The sequence below is a fragment of the Azospirillum lipoferum 4B genome (assembly GCF_000283655.1).
Taxonomy (GTDB): domain Bacteria; phylum Pseudomonadota; class Alphaproteobacteria; order Azospirillales; family Azospirillaceae; genus Azospirillum; species Azospirillum lipoferum_C.
This window is the reverse complement of the sequence record NC_016623.1, coordinates 231,615-250,341: the sequence shown is the minus strand read 5'-3', so window position 1 is coordinate 250,341 and position 18,727 is coordinate 231,615. Positions and strand designations below refer to the sequence as shown.

The window sequence follows — 18,727 nt, the reverse complement described above, 5'->3', positions numbered from 1 at the left end:
GGGCCCGGGGGTGACGGCATGAGCGTCTTCAGCGTGGTGGCGGACGGCCAGTCCGGTCTTTTCCGCCTGCAGCAGGCGAAGAAGCCCTGGGAGAAGGAGCTCGAGGCGAAGGATGCCCAGGGCCAGCTCGCCCAGAAGGCGGAGCGTGCGCAGGCCCTGACCCAGCCCTCGGCCAAATGGCAGAGCGACAGCTCCGCCGCCAGGGCCGCGCTTGAGGAGGCGCGTAAGGTCGGCGGATCGAAGGCTGCGGCGGCGGCCCGGCTGGAGCAGGTCGAACGCAGGATCGAAGAACTGAAGATGGCGATGCGCTTCGCCCAGGGGGACCCGCAGAAGCTGGCCTCCCTGGCGCGGGAGGCGGCATTGCTGGCGCGCGAGGCCGGACGCGCCGCCAAGGAGTACGGCGCCAGCATCAAGGCCGCGGCGGAGATGGGGCTGCCCGGCGACAGCACTGCCGCCGCCGGCGGAACGGTTCTGTCCAGCGAGACCACGATCACCCGCAGCAGCACCAGCCTGACCCTGCAGCAGACCGAACTGACGCTGACCATCGGATTTTCGACGGGGGAGGGGGTTCCGGCCCAAAGCGCCGCCCAAGCCGCGGCCGAGACCACTGCCGACGTGTTGGCCGCCGGTGCCGCGGCCGACGCCGAGTCCGGGATGGCGGTTCCGCAGGATGGCGCACTGCCCGACGACATTGCCCGGCTGGTCGAGGAGGTGCTGTCCGGGCTGGGTGCCGCCGGGTTGACCGGTAACGGCGGAGCGTCCGGTGGAGCCTCCGGCGGCCGCGGTCCGATGATCCAGCAGCTGATGGCCGACAACGCGATGAAGATGTCGCGCTATCGCGAGGCCGATGCCTTCGGCCAGCGGGTGGAGGGCGTGCTCGCCACCTCCAAGCGCATCATCGGGGAGGCCAAGGCCGCCAACATGCTGGACGAGTCGGAGAAACGGCGGCGGGAGCGCCGCGAGGGCTTCAAGGCCGACGACAAGATGGTGGAGGCCGCCCAGAAGGAGGTGAACGCCCTGCGCGCCGCCGCTTTCGGCTCCAGCGAGGCGCTCGGCGCGGCCGGGCTGCTGGGCGGTGAAGCCGACGCGGCTGAGATCCCAGGCGTGTCGTCGTCGGTCGCCTCCGCTGCCCAGCCGGCCGAGGTTCTCGATCTGCTGGCCTGACCGGCCTCGCCGGGCATCGGCCGCCTGCTACCATTTCTCCATACGCTGCGGTGCGACATTGTGTTGACCGGCTTGCGCGGAAGACGCGATAACCGGGGATCAAGACTCCCGGAGAGGAGTCTGCGAACCGAGCGCAAGAGAATGGGACACGCAACGAGATGAGCAACTGGATCCGCCGCGGCGGCCTCGAAATCGCCCGACCGCTGTACGACTTCATCAATGACGAGGCGCTGCCGGGGACCGGTGTCGACGCCGACCGTCTCTGGACGGGCCTCGACCAGCTCCTGCACGAGCTGGCGCCGCGCAACAAGGCCCTGTTGGCCAAGCGCGACAGCCTGCAGGCTCAGATCGATGCGTGGCATGCCGCACGCCGCGGCAAGATCTTCGATCAGGCCGAATACGAGTCCTTCCTGCGCGAGATCGGCTATCTGGTGCCGGAGGGTGGCGACTTCACCGTCGGCACCGGCAACGTCGATCCGGAGATCGCCTATCTCGCCGGCCCGCAGCTGGTGGTGCCGATCACCAACGCCCGCTATGCCCTGAACGCCGCCAATGCGCGCTGGGGCAGCCTGTACGATGCGCTGTACGGCACCGACGCCATCCCCGGCACCCCGGCGGCCGGCGGCTATGATGCCGCCCGCGGCGCGCAGGTGATCGCCTGGGCGCGCAAGTTCCTGGACGACAGCGTTCCGCTGGCCGAGGGCAGCCATGCCGACGCCACGGCCTACACGGTCGAGGGCGACGCGCTGGCGGTGACGCTGAAGAGCGGCGGCAAGACCGGGCTGAAGGACAAGGCCGCCTTCGTCGGCTGGCAGGGCGAGGCTTCGGCCCCGTCGGCCGTGCTGCTGGTCCAGAACGGCACCCACATCGAAATCCGCATCGACCGCAACAGCGTGATCGGCAAGGACGACCCGGCCGGTGTCGCCGACGTCGTGCTGGAAGCCGCCCTGTCGACCATCCAGGACTGCGAGGATTCGGTTGCCGCCGTGGATGCGGAGGACAAGGTCGTCGCCTACCGCAACTGGCTGGGCCTGATGAAGGGCACGCTGGAGGCCAGCTTCCCCAAGGGCGACAAGACCGTCGTCCGCAAGCTGAACCCGGATCGCACCTACACCACGCCGACCGGGAGCGTCACCCTGCATGGCCGCAGCCTGCTGCTGGTCCGCAATGTCGGCCACCTGATGACGATCGACATGGTCAAGCTGTCCGACGGCAGCGAAGCGCCGGAAGGCATCCTGGACGGCGTCTTCACCTCGCTGATCGCGCTGCACGATTTGAAGGCCAGCGGTGGGCTGCGCAACAGCCGCGCCGGCTCGGTCTACATCGTGAAGCCGAAGATGCACGGGCCGGAAGAGGTCGCCTTCACCGACGAGCTGTTCGGCCGCGTCGAGGATCTGCTGGGCATGGCCCGCAACACCCTCAAGGTCGGCATCATGGACGAGGAGCGCCGCACCACCGTCAACCTCAAGGAGTGCATCCGCGCCGCCAAGGACCGCGTTGTGTTCATCAACACCGGCTTCCTGGACCGCACCGGCGACGAGATCCACACCTCGATGGAGGCCGGCCCGGTCGTCCGCAAGGCGGCGATGAAGGCCACCAAGTGGATCTCGGCCTATGAGGACAACAACGTCGATGTCGGTCTGAAGGCGGGGCTGAAAGGCCGCGCGCAGATCGGCAAGGGTATGTGGGCGATGCCGGACCTGATGGCCGACATGCTGGTCGCCAAGATCGGCCACCCGAAGGCCGGCGCCAACACCGCCTGGGTCCCGTCGCCGACTGCCGCCACCCTGCACGCCACCCACTATCACGCCGTGAATGTGGCCGAGGTGCAGGACCAACTGGCCAAGCGCCAGGCAGCATCCCTGTCCGACATCCTGACCATCCCGCTCGCCGACCGCCCCAACTGGTCGGAGGACGAGATCCGGCAGGAGCTGGAGAACAACGCCCAGGGCATTCTCGGCTATGTGGTGCGCTGGATCGACCAGGGCGTCGGCTGCTCCAAGGTGCCGGACATCCACGACGTCGGGCTGATGGAAGACCGCGCCACGCTGCGCATCTCCAGCCAGCACATCGCCAACTGGCTGCACCACGGCATCTGCACCGAGGCCCAGGTGATGGAGGTCATGAAGCGCATGGCCGCCGTCGTCGACAAGCAGAATGCCGGCGACCCGCTCTACAAGCCGATGGCCGGCAACGTCGACGGCAGCATCGCCTTCCAGGCGGCCTGCGATCTGGTGTTCAAGGGCCGCGTCCAGCCGAACGGCTACACGGAGCCGGTCCTGCATGCGCGCCGCCGTCAGGCGAAGGCGGCGGGGTGAGGTAAAGGTGGTGGGAGGGTGCGCTTTGCCCCCTCCCTAACCCTCCCCCGCTTCGCGGGAGAGGGGACTGCCGCCGCTTCGCGAATAACTCACGCCGACAAGTGTCCTACCCCCTCTCCCGCGATCGGACCGGCCTTAGGCCGGCCGAGAGCGGGGGAGGGATGGGGAGGGGGCTACCGCCGCAGCACCTAAGCTGTGCGCCCAACCCCCGACACCCGCACCGCCACCTGCTTGGTGTAGGGACTGGCCGCGAAATACTCGTACTTGACGGCATTCTCCGCGGCGAATTCCTGGAAGGCCCGATACTCGTCGTCGCGCCAGCTGCGGTTGCCGATATACTCGTCGAACACGATGACGGTCCCCGGCCGGACGCGATCCGCCAGCGCGGTCAGCACCGTGCGGGCCGAGGCGTAGATGTCGCTGTCCACATTCACGAAGCGCACCGGCCCCGGATGGGCTGCCAGGAACGGCGGCAGGCTGTCCTCGAACCACCCCACATGCAGGCGGGCGTTGTCGCGCACCGGGGGCAACTGGCTGCCGGTGGTCAGCACGCCGCGGGGGGAATTCACCCAACCCTCCGGCAGGCCCTCGAACGAATCGAAGCCGTGGACTTCCTGCCCCGCCGCATCGGCGATGTGGTCGAGCGAGGTGCCGCGCCGCACGCCGAACTCCAGCACCAGACCGGGCGTGGTGGCGCAGGCCAGCGCATGGCGCAGCAGCCGGCCGCTGTTGCCGAACAGGCGGAAGTCGGACGAGAGCTTGGGCAGCAGCGCCCTGGCCCCGTCCGGCAACGGCCGGCGCTTCGGGTTGTCGCCGATCTCCGCGGCCTCGACCGCATCGGCCTCGGCATCGCGGCCGAGCAGCCGCAGGGTGGCGGCGAGATAGCCCCAGTATTTCCCGTTGGCCCCGCCGCAGCGCGTCGCACGCCGCAGGCGGCGCAGTGCCTCTTCGGAGCCATGACCGTGCAGCGCCTGGGCATGGCTGCCGAACCACGCGGCGGCATGTTCGGGATCGTCGGCCAGCAGCGCGTCGAAATGGGCCAGCGATTCGGCGTCGCGGCCGAGATAGGCGGCGGCCATCGCCGCCTCGTACCGGATGTCGGGAGAAGTATCGCCGGCGGCCAGTGCCTTGCGCGCCAGGACCAGCGCGTCGTCATAACGGGCATCGCGGCGCAGGGCGCCGGCCAGCGCCGCGGTCAGGGCAGGGCGGCCGGGGGAAACTCGAACCGCGCGCTCGAACCAGCGGACGGCGGGGAAGGGGGCATTGTCGGCCTGATGGGCTTGCGCCAGAGCGGCAAGGCGGTCGGCGTCGTCCGGACGGTCCGCCAGCACCCGGCGCAGGCAGGCGATGGCCGCCGGGGCGTCGCGGTGGCCGAGATGGGCCAGCCCCAGCAGATGCAGCCGCTCCAGACCGTTGGGAATGGCGTCGCTGCGCAGCAGGCGCAGGGCAGGGCGGTAACGGCGCGCGTCGATCAGGGCGCGCGCCTCGTCCAACAGGTTGGATACCAGGACAGGTTCAGCGGTCAAAATGGCTCGTCAGGGCAGCCGGCGGAAGGTCCACACCGACGCCGGCGGCAGGTTCCGGGCGATCCAGGCGTGGCGCCGCGGCTTCAGCCGCAGCCGCCGGATCAACTCCGGATTCACCGGGGCGAAGGGGCCGTAGGTGAATTGCACGAAAACCCCGTCGGGCGCCAGCACGGAAAAGGCGCCGCGCACGATCCGAGCCTGGACCGACAGCGGCATGGCGATCAGCGGCAGGCCCGACACCACCGCGTCGCAGGTCTCCCAACCATGGGCCTCGACGATCCGATGCACCCGCGTCGCGTCGCCGCGCACCACCGTCGCGTCCGGATGCAGCACCGACAGATGGTCGGCGAAGGCAGGGTCCAACTCGACCATCAGCAGATTGCCGGGAGTGACGCCATGGCCGAGCAGGGCGGAGGTGACCGGACCGGTGCCCGGCCCCAGTTCGACCACGCGGCGGCCGGGACCGCATTGGGCGGCCTTGGCCATGGCGCGGCACAGTTCGGGACCGCTTGGAGTTACCGATGCGACCTTAAGGGGTGAGCGAATCCAGCGCTCGACAAAAAGCTTGCGTTCAGCAAGTGACATCGACCGACCTCCCAACAGACGCCGGATCAATTCCTCGGCTCTGCTTCAACCCTTTCTACTGAGTTACGTTTCGTTGCGCTAGCCGAATGGATTTTGAATGATCGTTTAACAAAACGGTGACAGCGCGATGACGCTTTGCGGACATCGAGTATTTCAGCGGATTTCGCCGCTGGGGGTACTCCGAACCGGTACGGTCTGGATGAATGCCGGCCCATCCGCGAACCGCCGTCGCCATGTTCTCCTTTTCTTCCACTCCACCGTTGACATGGCCGGGATCGCCGGGGCACCGTTGCGGAACCGGAAGGACTGGGAACCAGGGGACCAGAACACGCCATGCCGACGCTCGCGCCCGATCATTCGGACCTGTTCGACGACGCGGGCAGACCGCCCCGGCTGCTGGAACTCGATGTTTCACGGATCCTTCGAAACCCGAATCTGCCGCGCCGCCATTTCGACCCGGAAGAGATGCAGGGGCTTGCCGACTCGATCGCGCATTACGGGCTGAAGCAGCCGATCCTGGTGCAGGAAGTCGTGGGCGGGCATCGGCTGGTTGCCGGCGAACGGCGACTGCGCGCGCATGAGATGCTGGGGCTGGCGACCATCTATGCGCTGGTCACCTCCGGCAATCCGGACGAATTGTCGCTGGTGGAGAATGTGCAGCGCGTCGACCTCGACGCGCTGGAACTGGCGGAGGCGCTGGCCCGGCTGATCGAGCGCTTCGGCTACACGCAGGAGCAGCTGGGCCGCATCATCGGCAAGAGCCAGAGCAACATCAGCCACACCCTGCGGCTGAACAGCCTGCCTGAGACGATCAAGCAGGAATATGCCGCCGCCCACCACGACGTTTCCCGCTCCACTCTGATCGAGATCGCCTGGATCAAGGATCTGGAAGAGCAGATGGCCCTGTGGGAGCAGGTGAAGGCCGGTGAGGGCACCGTCCAGGCCGCCCGCAGCCGCAAGGACGCCGCCAAGGAGCCGTCGCTGCGGACCATGTCGGCGGTCGGCCGTTTCCTCGACGCGCTGCGCCGCGCCACCGCCAGGTTGGGCGATCCGCGCGAGCACCGCGCCTATGTCGACGACATGCAGCGCCGCGAACTGATCAGCCTGCGCAGGCGGATCGATTTGCTGCTGGGCGATGAGCCGATGGTGGATTGAGGGGCGTGGTTGGGGCGAACGCCCCCTCCCCATTCCTCCCCCGCTTCGCGGGAGAGGGGGCAGGAACCTTGCGAGAGTGTGGCGGCAGCTCCCTCTCCCGCGTTAGAGGGTTAGGGAGGGGGCAAAGCAGTTCGGTCAGTCATTCAAAAACGGATTGTATAGCCGCTCTTCCCCGAAGCTGGACATCGGGCCGTGGCCGGGGATGAAGGCGATGTCGTCGCCGTAGGGGAACAGCTTGTCGCGGATCGAGGCGATCAGGTCGGCGTAGTTGCCCTTGGGGAAGTCGGTGCGGCCGATGGAGCCCTGGAACAGCACATCGCCGACGATGGCGAGCTTCGACGGCCGATGGACGAACACCACATGGCCGGGCGTGTGGCCGGGGCAGTGGCGGACCTCCAGCGTCTGGTTGCCGACGGTCACCGTATCGCCCTCCTCCAGCCAGCGGTTTGGCGTGAAGGAGCGGACGGGCGGGAAACCGAACATCTGGCTCTGCATCGGCATGCCGTCGATCCAGAACCGATCGTCGCGGTGCGGTCCCTCGACCGGCAGCGACAGCTTGTCGGCCAGATCGGCGACGGCGCCGGCATGGTCGATGTGCCCATGGGTGACCAGGATCTTCTCCAGCGTCACGCCCTTGGCCTTCGCGGCGGCCAGGATGCGGTCCAGGTCGCCGCCGGGATCGATGGCGGCACCCTTCATCGTCTCGGGGCACCAGAGCACCGTGCAGTTCTGCTGGAACGGGGTGACCGGAACGATGGCGTACTGCATGTCCTGTCCTTCTGCGCTTCTTGGGTAACGGTTCGACGGAGGCCGCGCGACCTTAACGCGCCCGTGGCGGCCGTCGCAAACCCTTCGCGCAAAGCCGGTCGCATTGGGTAGCGATTCTGGCTAAGGTCCGCAAGTCCGGGCGAGCGGCGCGCCTTTGGGTGGAATGCCCGGCCGGCACCAAATGTTAACCACCGAAGCTTTAGATCGGGGCGGTCCCACCGACCGCCGCCGCAATGGAACGGATTCCGCCGGAATGCTGTCGCAGAAAGCCAAATACGCGTTGCGTGCCTTGATCATGCTGGCGGAGAAGGACAATGGCGATCTGATCCTGATCGCCGACATCGCCGAACGCGAGAACATCCCGCGCAAATTCCTGGAAGCGATCCTGGTGGAGTTGCGCAAGGAAGGGCTGCTGTTCGCCAAGCGGGGCAAGAGCGGCGGCTACTGGTTGGCGCGGCCGGCGGCGCAGATCACCTTCGGTGAGGTGATACGCCTGATCGACGGCCATCTCGCTCCGATCCCCTGCGCCAGCAAGGGCTCCTTCCGGCCGTGCGAGGACTGCATCGATACGCAGACCTGCTCCGTCCGCTGGCTGATGGTCCAGGTCCGCGACGCCACCGCCGCCGTGCTCGACAACCAGACGCTGGCCGACGCGCTGCGCCATCGCCAGTCCACCGGCAACATCGCCGCCAACTTCGACATCTGACGGACCGGGCTTCCGCCCTCCCATCCTGAAATTGCATCCGGCAGCAGCGACGAGATCGCGGCGACGGTGGCCTTCCTTGCCTCGCCGGGCGCCGGCTACATCACCGGACAGAACATCCGGGTCGACGGTGGGCTGACGCGGTCGGTCTGAGCGGTCCAGGCCTCTGCAGAGACGAAAAAGGGCCGGCGAAGCGCCGGCCCTTCTTTCTTTGGTACTCCCCGCCGCCTCAGTCGGCGAACGGGTCGGTCATCAGGATGGTGTCGTCGCGTTCCGGGCTGGTCGACAGCAGGGCGACCGGGGCCTGGATCAGCTCCTCGATGTGGCGGACATACTTGACGGCCTGGGCCGGCAGTTCCGCCCAGGAGCGGGCGCCGCGGGTGGTGTCCTTCCAGCCTTCGAAGGTCTCGTAGATCGGCTCGACGCGGGCCTGGGCGCCGGCGTTGGACGGGTAATAGTCCAGCTCCTTGCCGTCCAGGCGGTAGCCGACGCAGACCTTGATCTCGTCGAAGCCGTCCAGCACGTCCAGCTTGGTCAGGGCGATGCCGTCGATGCCGCCGGTCTTGACGGCCTGGCGCACCATGACGGCGTCGAACCAGCCGCAGCGGCGCTTGCGCCCGGTGACGACGCCGAACTCCTTGCCCTTCTGGCCGATCAGCTCGCCGATCTCGTCCTTCAGCTCGGTCGGGAAGGGGCCGGAGCCGACGCGGGTGGTGTAGGCCTTGCAGATGCCCAGCACATAGCCGACGGCGCGCGGCCCCATGCCGCTGCCGGCGGCGGCGTTGCCGGCCACCGTGTTGGAGGAGGTGACGTACGGATAGGTGCCGTGGTCGATGTCCAGCATCGTGCCCTGGGCGCCTTCGAACAGGATGCGCTTGCCGGCGCGGCGCAGCTCGTCGAGCTGCTTCCAGACGACGGCGGCATAGGGCAGCACCTGCGGCGCGATCTCGCGCAGGGGATCCAGGATGTCGGCCGGGGTCATCTCCGGCGCGCCCAGCGCGCGGAACAGCGCATTGTGGTGGGCCAGCAGGGCGTCGACCTTCTCGACCAGCACGGCCTCGTCGGTCAGGTCGCACAGGCGGATGGCGCGGCGCGCCACCTTGTCCTCATAGGCCGGGCCGATGCCGCGGCCGGTGGTGCCGATCTTGCCGGCGCCCTTGGCCTCTTCACGCGCCTTGTCGAGCGCGCTGTGCACCGGAAGGATCAGCGGCACATTCTCGGCGACGATCAGGTTTTCCGGCGTGACGGAGACGCCCTTGTCCTTGATCGCGTTCACTTCGCGGATGAAGGCCCAGGGGTCGAAGACGACGCCGTTGCCGATGACCGACAGCTTGCTCTGGCGCACCACGCCGGACGGCAGCAGGCTCAGCTTGTATTCGACGCCATTGATCACCAGCGTGTGGCCGGCGTTGTGACCGCCCTGGAAGCGCACCACGACATCGGCCCGGCTGGACAGCCAGTCGACGATCTTGCCCTTGCCCTCGTCGCCCCACTGGGCGCCGACCACCGCAACGTTGGCCATCTCTCGTCTCCGCAAAACTTCAAAAAGGAACCGCTCGACCGCCCGATCCGCCGCAGGGCACCATCCGCGCGGCGTGGGGGTCCGTTCACCCTAAAACCGGATCATCCGACCGGCTTGACATCTCCGCCGGCCAGCCAATGGCCGCACTGGAGCCGTCTGGCCTCGGCAACCGCATCGGCCACCGGGGCGAGCCCGGTCACCGTAACCCAACCTTCCGCCCGCAGCCGGCGGGCCGATTCCCAGCCGGTGCCGTGCGGCACATACACGCGCCCCGGCGCCTTGGCCGCGGGAACTGCGCGCAGCAGCGTGTCCATATACAGCGTGAAGCCGGTCGCCGGCTCCCCACGGTCTTCTCCTTGGGCCCCGGCGCGATAGCGCCCGCCCTGGCCAAGCTCGCCCGCCGCGCGGGAGAACAGGGTGAAGCTGAGGCCGGTCTGGTATTCGAAGCCGCGATGCTCCACCAGATCGACCGTCACCGTCAGGTCGGGCATCGCCGCGCGCAGCAGCGCCAGCGTGTCGGTCAGCCGGCGGCGGTCCTTCTCGGCCCCCTCCGGCAGCGGCAGGGCGGCCAGCGCCTGCATGGCGCGGTCGGCCGGCCCGGAGGCGCTCATCAGCGATTCCAGCAGTGCTCCCGCCGGTCCGCCGACGGCAGCCACCGCGGCGGCATCCTTGCGGTCGAGCGCCGCACGCAGCTGCCGGATCTCATCCTCGCCAAGGCCGAGCCCGGCGCAGATGCGCGACACCATGGTGGGAACGCAGAGGTCGACCGACAGGTGCGGCACGCCGATGGCGGTCAGCGCCTGGACGGCCAGCAGGACAACCTCGGCATCCGCCTCCGCCTCCAGCGCGCCGATCAGCTCGACGCCGACCTGGGTGAACTGCCGTTCGGGGCGCAGCTGCGATCCCTTCACCCGCAGCACCTGCCCGGCATAGCACAGGCGCAGCGGCCGGGCCTCGTTCTTCAGGCGGGTGGTGGCGATGCGGGCGATCTGCGGGGTGATGTCGGCGCGGACCGCCATCATCCGCTGCGAATGCGGGTCCATCAGCCGGAAGGTCTGCTTGGACATCGCCGCGCCGGGTCCGGAGAGCAGGTTCTCCTCGAACTCCACCAGCGGCGGATCGACGCGGCGGTAGCCTTGCGCGGCGAATTCCGCCAGCAGGCGTTCGACGGCCGCCGCCTCGTGCGCCGCTTCGGACGGCAGCACGTCGTGCAGTCCGGCGGGGAGCAGGGCGGAACTCAATGCGTCGGCGGGCATGACCAGCGTCGTCTCGTTTCAGGCAGGGAACAGGGTGCCGCGGCGAATGTCGGACACACGGGGCGGGCTAATACCCGACACCCGCGCCGCATGCAAACGGAAAAGCCCCGCACTTCGGCGGTATCTCCCCTGCGCAGGCGGTGCAGATGGAGGAAAGTGCGGGATTTTTCCGGCCTTTACCGGACAAAGTGTCGCTGCGGATATCGTGGGGGCGATGGTGCGGCGGTCAGCCGGCGTCAGCCGGTCCGGCCTCGTCATCGAAGGCACCCGGCAGGTCGGTGTCCCGCCGGCCGGCGGAGGCCGTTGCCGGGGAAATCACGGCGAAGCTGCTGGCGTCGTTCTTCGGCCGCAGCATGGTCAGCGGGCTTCCGACCACCAGGAAATGGATGATCTCGGCGATGTTGGTGGCGTGGTCGCCGATGCGTTCCAGGTTCTTCGCCATGAACAGCAGATGCGTGCAGGGCGTGATGTTGCGCGGATCCTCCATCATATAGGTCAGGACCTCGCGGAACAGGCTGGTGTAGAGGTCGTCCAGCTCCTCGTCGCGCTCCCAGGCGGCGATGGCCTTGTCCACGTCGCGCTCGATATAGGCGTCCAGGACCTCCTTCAGGATGGCTTCGACCAGCCGGCCCATGCGCGGGATGCCGGCGGCCGGGCGCACCACCGGCACCTGGGCCAGGGCCAGCGACCGCTTGGCGACGTTTGCGGCATAGTCGCCGATGCGTTCCAGGTCGGCGGAGACCTTCAGGGCGGACACGATCTCGCGCAGGTCCTGGGCCATCGGCTGGCGCAGAGCCAGCAGCCGCACCGCCTCCGCGTCGATGTCGCGTTCATAGGCGTCGAGCCGGGCGTCGGCCTGCATCACCTGGGAGGCCAGCCCGACGTCGCGGCGCGATACCGCCTTCACCGCGGCCTCCACCTGTGCTTCAGCCACGCCGCCCATCTGGGTCACGAGGTTCGACAGGCGCTGGAGTTCCTGCGCGAAGGAGCGGACGATGTGTTCGGTGCCCATGATCGGTCGCGACGCCCCATTCTTGCCCGTCCCAACCGCCGCGACCGGAGCGGTCGCCTGGGCGCGGGACGCGTACAATAGCGTCGGGTGATGACGCCGGAATGGCGGGTTCATTGCGAATTTATGACAATCTCGCGGCGGTTGCAGGGCCGACGTTGCTGACGATGGGGTGTCGGCCCGGCGCATTGGATTTGAAGTAACTCGGTAACTTCGCTAAAGGGTACGCAGCCATATCGAATCCGTCCGCAACGCTTATCCGCCGTTGCATTGACCGGGAGGCCGTTTCCATGTCCGTCGCGTTCCAGATGCCCGCCCGAACGTTCATCGCCGGTGCCTTGCTTCTGCTGACTGCAACTCCTGCGGCACTCGCCGCCGATCCGGAGCCTGCCGCCGCCGCCCCGACCGCGCTGGTGGAGGATGTGTCGGACGGCGTCGACGGCGTGCAGCCGATGGATTATCTGACGGCCGGCCGGACCGTGGCGCTGAAGTCCGGCCAGACGCTGACGCTGAGCTATCTGGAATCCTGCGTGAACGAGACGATCGCCGGCGGCGCGGTGACGGTCGGCGCCCGCGAATCGGCGGTGCAGGGCGGAACCGTCGACCGCCATACGCTGCCCTGCGACGGCGGCAAGCTTCTGCTGGCGTCGAATGAGGCGGGCAAGGCGGGGGTGACCGTCTTCCGCAGCGCGCCCATCGCCCTGCCGGGCATGAAGGCGCCGTTGCCCAAGCCGGATTTCACGCTGTTCAAGACCCATCCGGTGCTGATCCTGTCCGCACCCGGTCCGGTCACCATCGACCGGCTGGACATGCAGGGAATCGCGCTGACCACGGTCAACGTCCCCGGTACCACGCTGGACACCGCCAAGCAGGGCACCGGGCTGGAACCCGGCGGCCTCTACAAGGTCTCCGCCGGGCAGAAGTCCTTCGTCGTCAAGATCGACGACAAGGCGGTTGCCGGCGGCGGCCCGGCTCTCGGCCGCCTGATCCGTTTCTGATCGGCCGGGCGTGAGGCTGCCGACGATGACGCTGCCCCGGCGCGTGAGGCTGGTCCTGCTCGGCGCCGTTGCCCCGCTGCTTGCTGGATTTCTGGCGCTGGCGGCCTCGCCGGCCCTGCAGGGACCGTCCATCGACAGCCTCTATTGGCTGCGCGAGCGTCTGCACGGCCCGCGGCCGGCGCCCGATCCGTCGCCGGTGGTCGTTGTCGGCATCGACGAGGAGACCTACCGCCGTCCGCCCTTCGCCGGCACGCCGCAGGCGCTGTGGGGGCCACGGCTGGGCACCGTCCTGGGGGCGATACTGGACGGCGGGGCGGCGGCCATCGGCCTCGATCTCGTGCACCCGACCTCCGTCGAGACGCTGATTCCCGGTTTCGAGCGCGACTATCTCCTGACCCTGCGCCGCGGCGGCAAGGAGGGCCGGCTGGTGCTGGCCAAGGTGCAGCACCAGAGCGACCCGCTGATGCCCTATCGCGGCTATATGATCGCCGCGGGGGTCAACAATGTCCGTTCGGTCAATCTGGTCGAGGATCCGGACGGCGTGCTTCGCCGCGTGCCGTTGACGCTGACCGTAAGCGGGTCGGACGGGCAGCCGAAGGCCGAGCCGGGCATGGCGGTGGAGGTCGCCTCCCGCGCGCTGAAGGCGCCGCTGGAGCGGGCGGCCGACGGTGCCGTCTCGCTGGGCGGCTACCGGCCGCCGGGCGGCGAGGGCAACCGGCTGCTGGTCAACCACGCCACGGCTCCCGGCGCCATCCCGACCTATTCGCTGGCCGACCTGTTCGCCTGTGCCGAGGCCGGGAAAGCCGACTATTTCGCCAAGCATTTCAAAGGCAAGGCGGTGATGGTCGGCACCGTGCTGGATGTTGAGGACCGCAAGCTCTCCTCCAACCGCTGGGTGACGAAGCCGGAAGGGCTGAACCTGCCCGACCGTTGCGCCCTGCCGGTGATGAGCGACCTGTATGTCGCCGGCCGCACCCGCGACAGCATCCCCGGCGTCTACATCCATGCCGCCGCAATCTCCAACCTGATGGCCCGTGATGCGCTGTCCGAGGTGGGAAAGCCGGCCGTCGCGGCGCTGGTCCTGCTGCTGGCCGGGCTCGCTGCCCTGGTGACGCTGGCCGCCCGCCCACCGCTGGCGGCGGCGTGCCTGATCCTGCTGCTGGCCGGCTGGAGCGGCGTGGCCGTGGAGGTCTTCCAGGCCGGTCTGGTCCTGCCCTATCTTCAGGCGGCGCTGGCGGCGGTGCTGGTCTTTCCGCTCGCGCTCGGTTTCCGCTTCGCCGTGCTGGACCGCGACCAGCGGCGAATCCGCAACGCCTTCAAGCTCTACCTGCCGGGCTCCCTCATCGACGACATGATTGCGTCGGGCCAGTCGCCCAGCCTGGGCGGTGAGGAGCGCGACCTGTCGATCCTGTTCTGCGACATCGCCGGCTTCACCAAGATGTCGGAGGGGATGGAGCCGGAAGCGCTGGTCACCGTGCTGAACCGCTATTTCACCGTGATGACCGACATCATCGAGGCGCATGGCGGCTTCGTCGACAAATACATCGGCGATGCGGTGCTGGCGGTGTTCGGCGCCCCCTATGCCATCGACAACCACGCCCGCGCCGCGGTGGCGGCGGCGCTGGCGATGCGTCAGGCGATGGCGGACGATCCGACCCTGCTGGCGACCTCCAGCGGGCGCGGCTCCAACCGCATCGGGATTGCCACCGGTCCCGCGCTGATCGGCAACATCGGCTCGCCCCGCCGCTTCAACTACACGGTGATGGGCGACACGGTGAACCTGGCCTCCCGTCTTGAAGGGGCCAACAAATACTACAACACCGCGCTGATGGTCAGCGGCGAGACGGTGCGCCACCATGGCGACCCGGAGGCCTTCCGCAGCCTCGACATCGTCCAGGTGGTCGGCCGCAGCGAACCGGTCGAGGTGTTCGAGCCGCTGTCCGACGCCCGCCGCGCCGATCCGGAGGACTGCGCCCAGCGCGCCGCCTATGCCGCCGCCCTCGGCCATTGGCGTGCCGGCCGCTTCGAGGCGGCCTCCTCCGGCTTCCGTGCCCTGGTTGCCGGCGACGGTGCCGCGCTGGCGATGCTGCACAAGGCGGAGAAGCGCGCCGGCCATCCCGCCGAACCGGACTGGGCCGGCGTGACCGCGCTCACCGACAAGTAGCCCTCCAGCAGCTCCCCCTTAGGACCGCGATCCCCGTCATGCCCCGTTCTGCTCCGTGTTCCGCCCTGCGCCTCGCCCGCCTCTCCGCCCTGCTGTTGGCGAGTGTAGCCGTTACGCTGCCGGTGCTGGCGCAGTCGGTCCCCCCGGTGCTGCCGCCCTCGCTCGATCCCAACCGGCTGGAGCAGCGCTTCGAGCGTCCGGCAGTGCCGCAATCCGTCCCGGAAATCGAGATGCCGGAGCCGGAGAAGGCTCCACCGCCCCGCGACGCCGAACGCATCACGTTGACGCTGAACGAGATCCGCATCGACGGCAACAGCGTCTATGACACCGGCAGCCTGTCCGCCCTGTGGCGCGACAGGCTGGGCAAGCCGGTGACGCTGGTCGACCTCTACGCCATCCGCGACGCGATCACCGCGCGCTATCGCAACGACGGCTATGTGCTGTCGCAGGCCGTGGTGCCGGCCCAGCGCATCCGCGACGGCATCGTCCGCCTGCAGGTGGTGGAGGGCTATGTCAGCGACGTGGTCGTCCAGGGCGAGGCGGCCGACCGGCTGGACCTGCTGCGGCGGATGGGGGAGAAGATCAAGGCATCCCGCCCGCTGCGCATGGCCGATATGGAACGCTACGTCCTGCTGGCCGACGATCTGCCCGGCGTGGCGGTGAAGACGGTGCTGGAAGCCTCACCCGACACCCCCGGCGCCTCCCGCCTGACACTGGCTCTGGAGCGGACGCCGTTCAACGGCCTGCTGTCGCTCGACAACCGCGGCACCCGTTCGGTCGGGCCGATGCAATTGACCGGTGTCGCCAGCGTCGAGGACCAGCTCGGCCTGTTCGAGCGCACCACCGCTCAGGGCATCGTTACCCCGCAGGTTCGCGAGTTGCGCTTCTTCGACGTCAGCCAGCTGGTGCCGGTGGATGCCGAAGGCACGACCGTCGAATATGGCGCCCGCCGCTCCTGGTCGGAGCCGGGCGACAGCGTGCGTCCGCTGGAGCTTTACAGCCTGACCAGTTCCGCCCGTATCGCGGTGGCGCATCCCTTCATCCGCAGCCGGGCGGAGACACTGCGGGCCGGCGTCAGCTTCACCATCCGCGACAGCCGCACCGATGTGTTGGGCGACAAGCTTTCACAGGACCGTCTGCGCATCGTCGCCGCCAATGTCTCCTACGACTTCGCCGACGAGTGGGGCGGCACGAACCTGCTGACGGCGGAGCTGTCCAAGGGGCTGGACATCCTGAACTCCACCTCCTCCGGCAGTGCCAACCTGACCCGCAGCGGCGGGCGTAGCGATTTCCGCAAGCTGCTGGTCTCGGCCCAGCGCAACCAGCCGCTGACCGACTCGCTGATCCTGGCTCTGTCCGGCGAAGCGCAATACAGTCCCGACCAGCTGTTGTCGTCGGAGGAGTACGGCCTGGGCGGCAAGCAGTATGGTCGCGCCTTCGATCCGTCGGAACTCACCGGAGACAACGGCTTCGCCGGCCGGGCGGAGCTGCAATACATCCTGCCGGTGCAGGAGGAGGGGTTGGATTACGCCGTCGCCTATGGTTTCGGCGACTATGGCGCGGTCTACAATTATGAAGGCGGCACGCGCCATGGCCGCCGCTCCCTCGCCTCGGCCGGTGTCGGACTGCGTTTCGGTGTGTTCCGGCGGGTCGACGGCAGCGTGGAGGCTGCGAAGCCCTTCATCACCACGCCCTTCAGCACGCAGGACCGCGCTCCGCGCGTTTTCTTTACCCTGTCGACGCGGTTCTGAATCTCCGCGATTTCGATCCAACACGGGGGTGAACCGCTCCGGTTTTCCCGAAGTCCGTCTGTGCTGAGTCACGCGGCAATGGCGGCGTCATCGGTTCGGGGATGCGCCGCTTGTCGGGCGAGCCGGCCCATTCCGCAGCGGCACGGATTTGCCTTCATTGTGCAAAGGGATAGAGAACCACAAGGCCCAGGGCGTAGAGGATGATCGCCGCAAGCGAATCGTACCCCATCCGCAGAATGGTTCGGTCCTGCCGTTCCAGCAGACCGATGATGAAGAGGCCGGTCAGCAGGCTGGCCAACAGTGCCGCCACCGCTTCGAAGGTTCCGCCTTCGGACAGGACCGGCCCGCCGGAATAGGTGAGGTCGGCCAGGAAAAGCAGCGCGATGTTGAAAAGGTTGGTGCCGAAGATGTCGCCGACCGCCATTTCATAGCGGCGGATGCGGAGCGCCGAGACGATGGAACTCAGCTCCGGCAGCGAGGTGGCGAAGGCGAGCAGCACGAAGCCGACCAGCCCCACTCCCAGCCCGCTCTGTTTGGCGATGGCGTCACCAGCCTGCGACAGCACGAATCCCGCCATCAGGATGATCGCAGCCACTGCCGTCGTCTTCAGCGCCAGCGTCCGCAGCGGCTGTTCCGCGCCGGGGAGTTTGCCGCCTTCGTCGGCCCGCCCTCCGACCGCTTCCCAGACATGGCGGCGTTCGTAGTTCGAGGACAGCCAGAGCGCTGCGACGCAGCCGCCCAGCAGGGCCGTCGTCCACACCCCCACTCCGGCAACCGCGATGTCGCCGGCGACCAGTGCCGCGGCGACCATGCAAAGCAGCATCATGCCCAGCGTTCCCTGCAACAGGGTCGAAGGCTTCGCGACGACCGAGGTCAGGGCGTCCCGGCCAAGCACAACGTCCGCCACGGCGAGCAGAAGCACGTTGCCGGCTGCGCTCCCGATCAGATTGTTGACCGCGAGCGATGGGCTGCCGGTCCAGGATGCGGTCGTCACCGTCGCGATCTCGGGCAGCGAGGTGATGCCGCCGAGCAGCAGCATGCCGATGAAGGCCTGACCCGCTCCCGTCGCCTGCGCGATGCCGTCCACATAGACCGCAAGGCGCGTTCCGGCGACCCAGACCAGAGCGGCGGCGGCGGCGAAGATTGCGAGGTTGGCGAGAAGAGGGAGACCGTCGAGGGGCACGTCGGAACCGGACCTGTGGGAGTGATGCCGCTAAGGGAGGATGCTGTCGTCATCTGCTCCCCCTCCAACAGTGCTGTGCCTGTCCTGTCGCGCCGGGCCGCGGAAGGCGGCGGCAAGCGTCGGTTCCCGACATCCGGGGCGGCAGTGGTGCTCCCCTTGCTGTTGCCAGGCTGTTGCCCGCGGGCAATCGTCGATGAAGGATCGCCCCCGTGGTGCCGCGGAGGCGATGCTTCATCGAACTCCGACGGGTCGTGGCCTTACCAGGACGAGGAGGACGAACCGGCCGTGTTGGGCAGTGAACGGCGCGTCATGCCCTCGCCCATGCCGCTTCGGTTCGGCGAGATGGTCTCGTTGTCTTCGGGTGCCGAACCGCTGGCACCGGAGCCGGCCCGGTCGGGATTGTTCAGCGATTCCCTCGTCATGCTCTGGCCCATGCCGCTGGAGTTGGGCGATATCACCTGTTCGTTCACGCCCGAACTGCCGGAGGTGCCATAGCCGCTGCTGGAGTCGGAAGCGCAACCGGCGAGGATCATGGTCAAGGAAGCGGTCGCCAGGATGAGGGCGTGTCGCATCAGGTCACTCCATTCAGTGATTTTGAGGATTTCTCCCCCCCAGCAGGACCGGA

General features: G+C 68.3%; 15 protein-coding genes and 1 pseudogene. 8 read left to right on the top strand and 8 right to left on the bottom strand.

The window, feature by feature from the left end; all coding sequences use genetic code 11:
• Nucleotides 1-18: 18 nt before the first annotated feature.
• The gene (locus tag AZOLI_RS22705) at nucleotides 19-1,164 is read left to right on the top strand and encodes a hypothetical protein (protein ID WP_014249531.1); all 1,146 of its coding nucleotides are present in this window, start codon (nucleotides 19-21) and stop codon (nucleotides 1,162-1,164) included.
• A 158-nt stretch (nucleotides 1,165-1,322) separates the two neighbouring features.
• Nucleotides 1,323-3,482: a malate synthase G gene (locus tag AZOLI_RS22700; RefSeq protein ID WP_014249530.1), complete on the top strand. Its 2,160-nt coding sequence runs from the start codon at nucleotides 1,323-1,325 to the stop codon at nucleotides 3,480-3,482.
• A 188-nt stretch (nucleotides 3,483-3,670) separates the two neighbouring features.
• Here the strand turns inward: AZOLI_RS22700 and AZOLI_RS22695 are convergent, their stop codons facing one another.
• Together AZOLI_RS22695 and AZOLI_RS22690 are read right to left on the bottom strand one after the other, a co-directional pair.
• On the bottom strand, nucleotides 3,671-5,008 hold the full coding sequence (locus AZOLI_RS22695) for a class I SAM-dependent methyltransferase (protein WP_014249529.1): 1,338 nt from the start codon (nucleotides 5,006-5,008) through the stop codon (nucleotides 3,671-3,673).
• 9 nt (nucleotides 5,009-5,017) lie between these two features.
• Entirely contained in the window at nucleotides 5,018-5,494 is a 477-nt protein-coding gene (locus AZOLI_RS22690) for a class I SAM-dependent methyltransferase (RefSeq protein ID WP_014249528.1), read from the bottom strand.
• Between the two features lie 432 nt (nucleotides 5,495-5,926).
• Between AZOLI_RS22690 and AZOLI_RS22685 the strand changes: the two genes are divergently transcribed.
• On the top strand, nucleotides 5,927-6,748 hold the full coding sequence (locus AZOLI_RS22685; protein WP_014249527.1) for a ParB/RepB/Spo0J family partition protein: 822 nt from the start codon (nucleotides 5,927-5,929) through the stop codon (nucleotides 6,746-6,748).
• 135 nt (nucleotides 6,749-6,883) lie between these two features.
• On the opposite strand, the gene AZOLI_RS22680 is transcribed toward AZOLI_RS22685, so the two are convergent.
• Nucleotides 6,884-7,516, bottom strand: a complete 633-nt coding sequence (locus tag AZOLI_RS22680) for an MBL fold metallo-hydrolase (protein WP_014249526.1) — start codon at nucleotides 7,514-7,516, stop codon at nucleotides 6,884-6,886.
• 253 nt (nucleotides 7,517-7,769) lie between these two features.
• On the opposite strand from AZOLI_RS22680, the gene AZOLI_RS22675 reads away from it, so the two are divergent.
• Together AZOLI_RS22675 and AZOLI_RS31570 are read left to right on the top strand one after the other, a co-directional pair.
• A complete protein-coding gene (locus AZOLI_RS22675) occupies nucleotides 7,770-8,222 on the top strand; it encodes an RrF2 family transcriptional regulator (RefSeq protein WP_014249525.1) in 453 nt (150 codons plus the stop codon).
• A gap of 39 nt (nucleotides 8,223-8,261) precedes the next feature.
• Nucleotides 8,262-8,372: pseudogene (locus AZOLI_RS31570) on the top strand (SDR family oxidoreductase); the annotation flags it as partial.
• Nucleotides 8,373-8,448: 76 nt separating this feature from the next.
• Here the strand turns inward: AZOLI_RS31570 and AZOLI_RS22670 are convergent.
• The 3 genes from AZOLI_RS22670 to phoU form a co-directional block, all read right to left on the bottom strand.
• A complete protein-coding gene (locus tag AZOLI_RS22670; protein ID WP_014249524.1) occupies nucleotides 8,449-9,741 on the bottom strand; it encodes an adenylosuccinate synthase in 1,293 nt (430 codons plus the stop codon).
• 101 nt (nucleotides 9,742-9,842) lie between these two features.
• Nucleotides 9,843-10,997, bottom strand: coding sequence for an ATP phosphoribosyltransferase regulatory subunit (locus AZOLI_RS22665; RefSeq protein ID WP_014249523.1), 1,155 nt, complete (start codon nucleotides 10,995-10,997; stop codon nucleotides 9,843-9,845).
• A gap of 226 nt (nucleotides 10,998-11,223) precedes the next feature.
• Nucleotides 11,224-12,009, bottom strand: a complete 786-nt coding sequence (phoU, locus tag AZOLI_RS22660) for a phosphate signaling complex protein PhoU (protein ID WP_014249521.1) — start codon at nucleotides 12,007-12,009, stop codon at nucleotides 11,224-11,226.
• Nucleotides 12,010-12,296: 287 nt separating this feature from the next.
• On the opposite strand from phoU, the gene AZOLI_RS22655 reads away from it, so the two are divergent.
• From AZOLI_RS22655 to AZOLI_RS22645, 3 genes are read left to right on the top strand one after another with little or no spacing between them, the layout of a single operon-like run.
• On the top strand, nucleotides 12,297-13,004 hold the full coding sequence (locus AZOLI_RS22655) for a hypothetical protein (protein ID WP_014249520.1): 708 nt from the start codon (nucleotides 12,297-12,299) through the stop codon (nucleotides 13,002-13,004).
• Between the two features lie 25 nt (nucleotides 13,005-13,029).
• Nucleotides 13,030-15,168, top strand: coding sequence for an adenylate/guanylate cyclase domain-containing protein (locus AZOLI_RS22650; RefSeq protein WP_014249519.1), 2,139 nt, complete (start codon nucleotides 13,030-13,032; stop codon nucleotides 15,166-15,168).
• A 38-nt stretch (nucleotides 15,169-15,206) separates the two neighbouring features.
• Complete coding sequence (locus AZOLI_RS22645; protein WP_014249518.1) at nucleotides 15,207-16,919, top strand: ShlB/FhaC/HecB family hemolysin secretion/activation protein; 1,713 nt, start codon at nucleotides 15,207-15,209, stop codon at nucleotides 16,917-16,919.
• Nucleotides 16,920-17,073: 154 nt separating this feature from the next.
• On the opposite strand, the gene AZOLI_RS22640 is transcribed toward AZOLI_RS22645, so the two are convergent.
• Entirely contained in the window at nucleotides 17,074-18,102 is a 1,029-nt protein-coding gene (locus AZOLI_RS22640; protein ID WP_014249517.1) for a sodium:calcium antiporter, read from the bottom strand.
• Between the two features lie 257 nt (nucleotides 18,103-18,359).
• Nucleotides 18,360-18,674: a hypothetical protein gene (locus AZOLI_RS22635; protein ID WP_014249516.1), complete on the bottom strand. Its 315-nt coding sequence runs from the start codon at nucleotides 18,672-18,674 to the stop codon at nucleotides 18,360-18,362.
• Nucleotides 18,675-18,727: the final 53 nt, after the last annotated feature.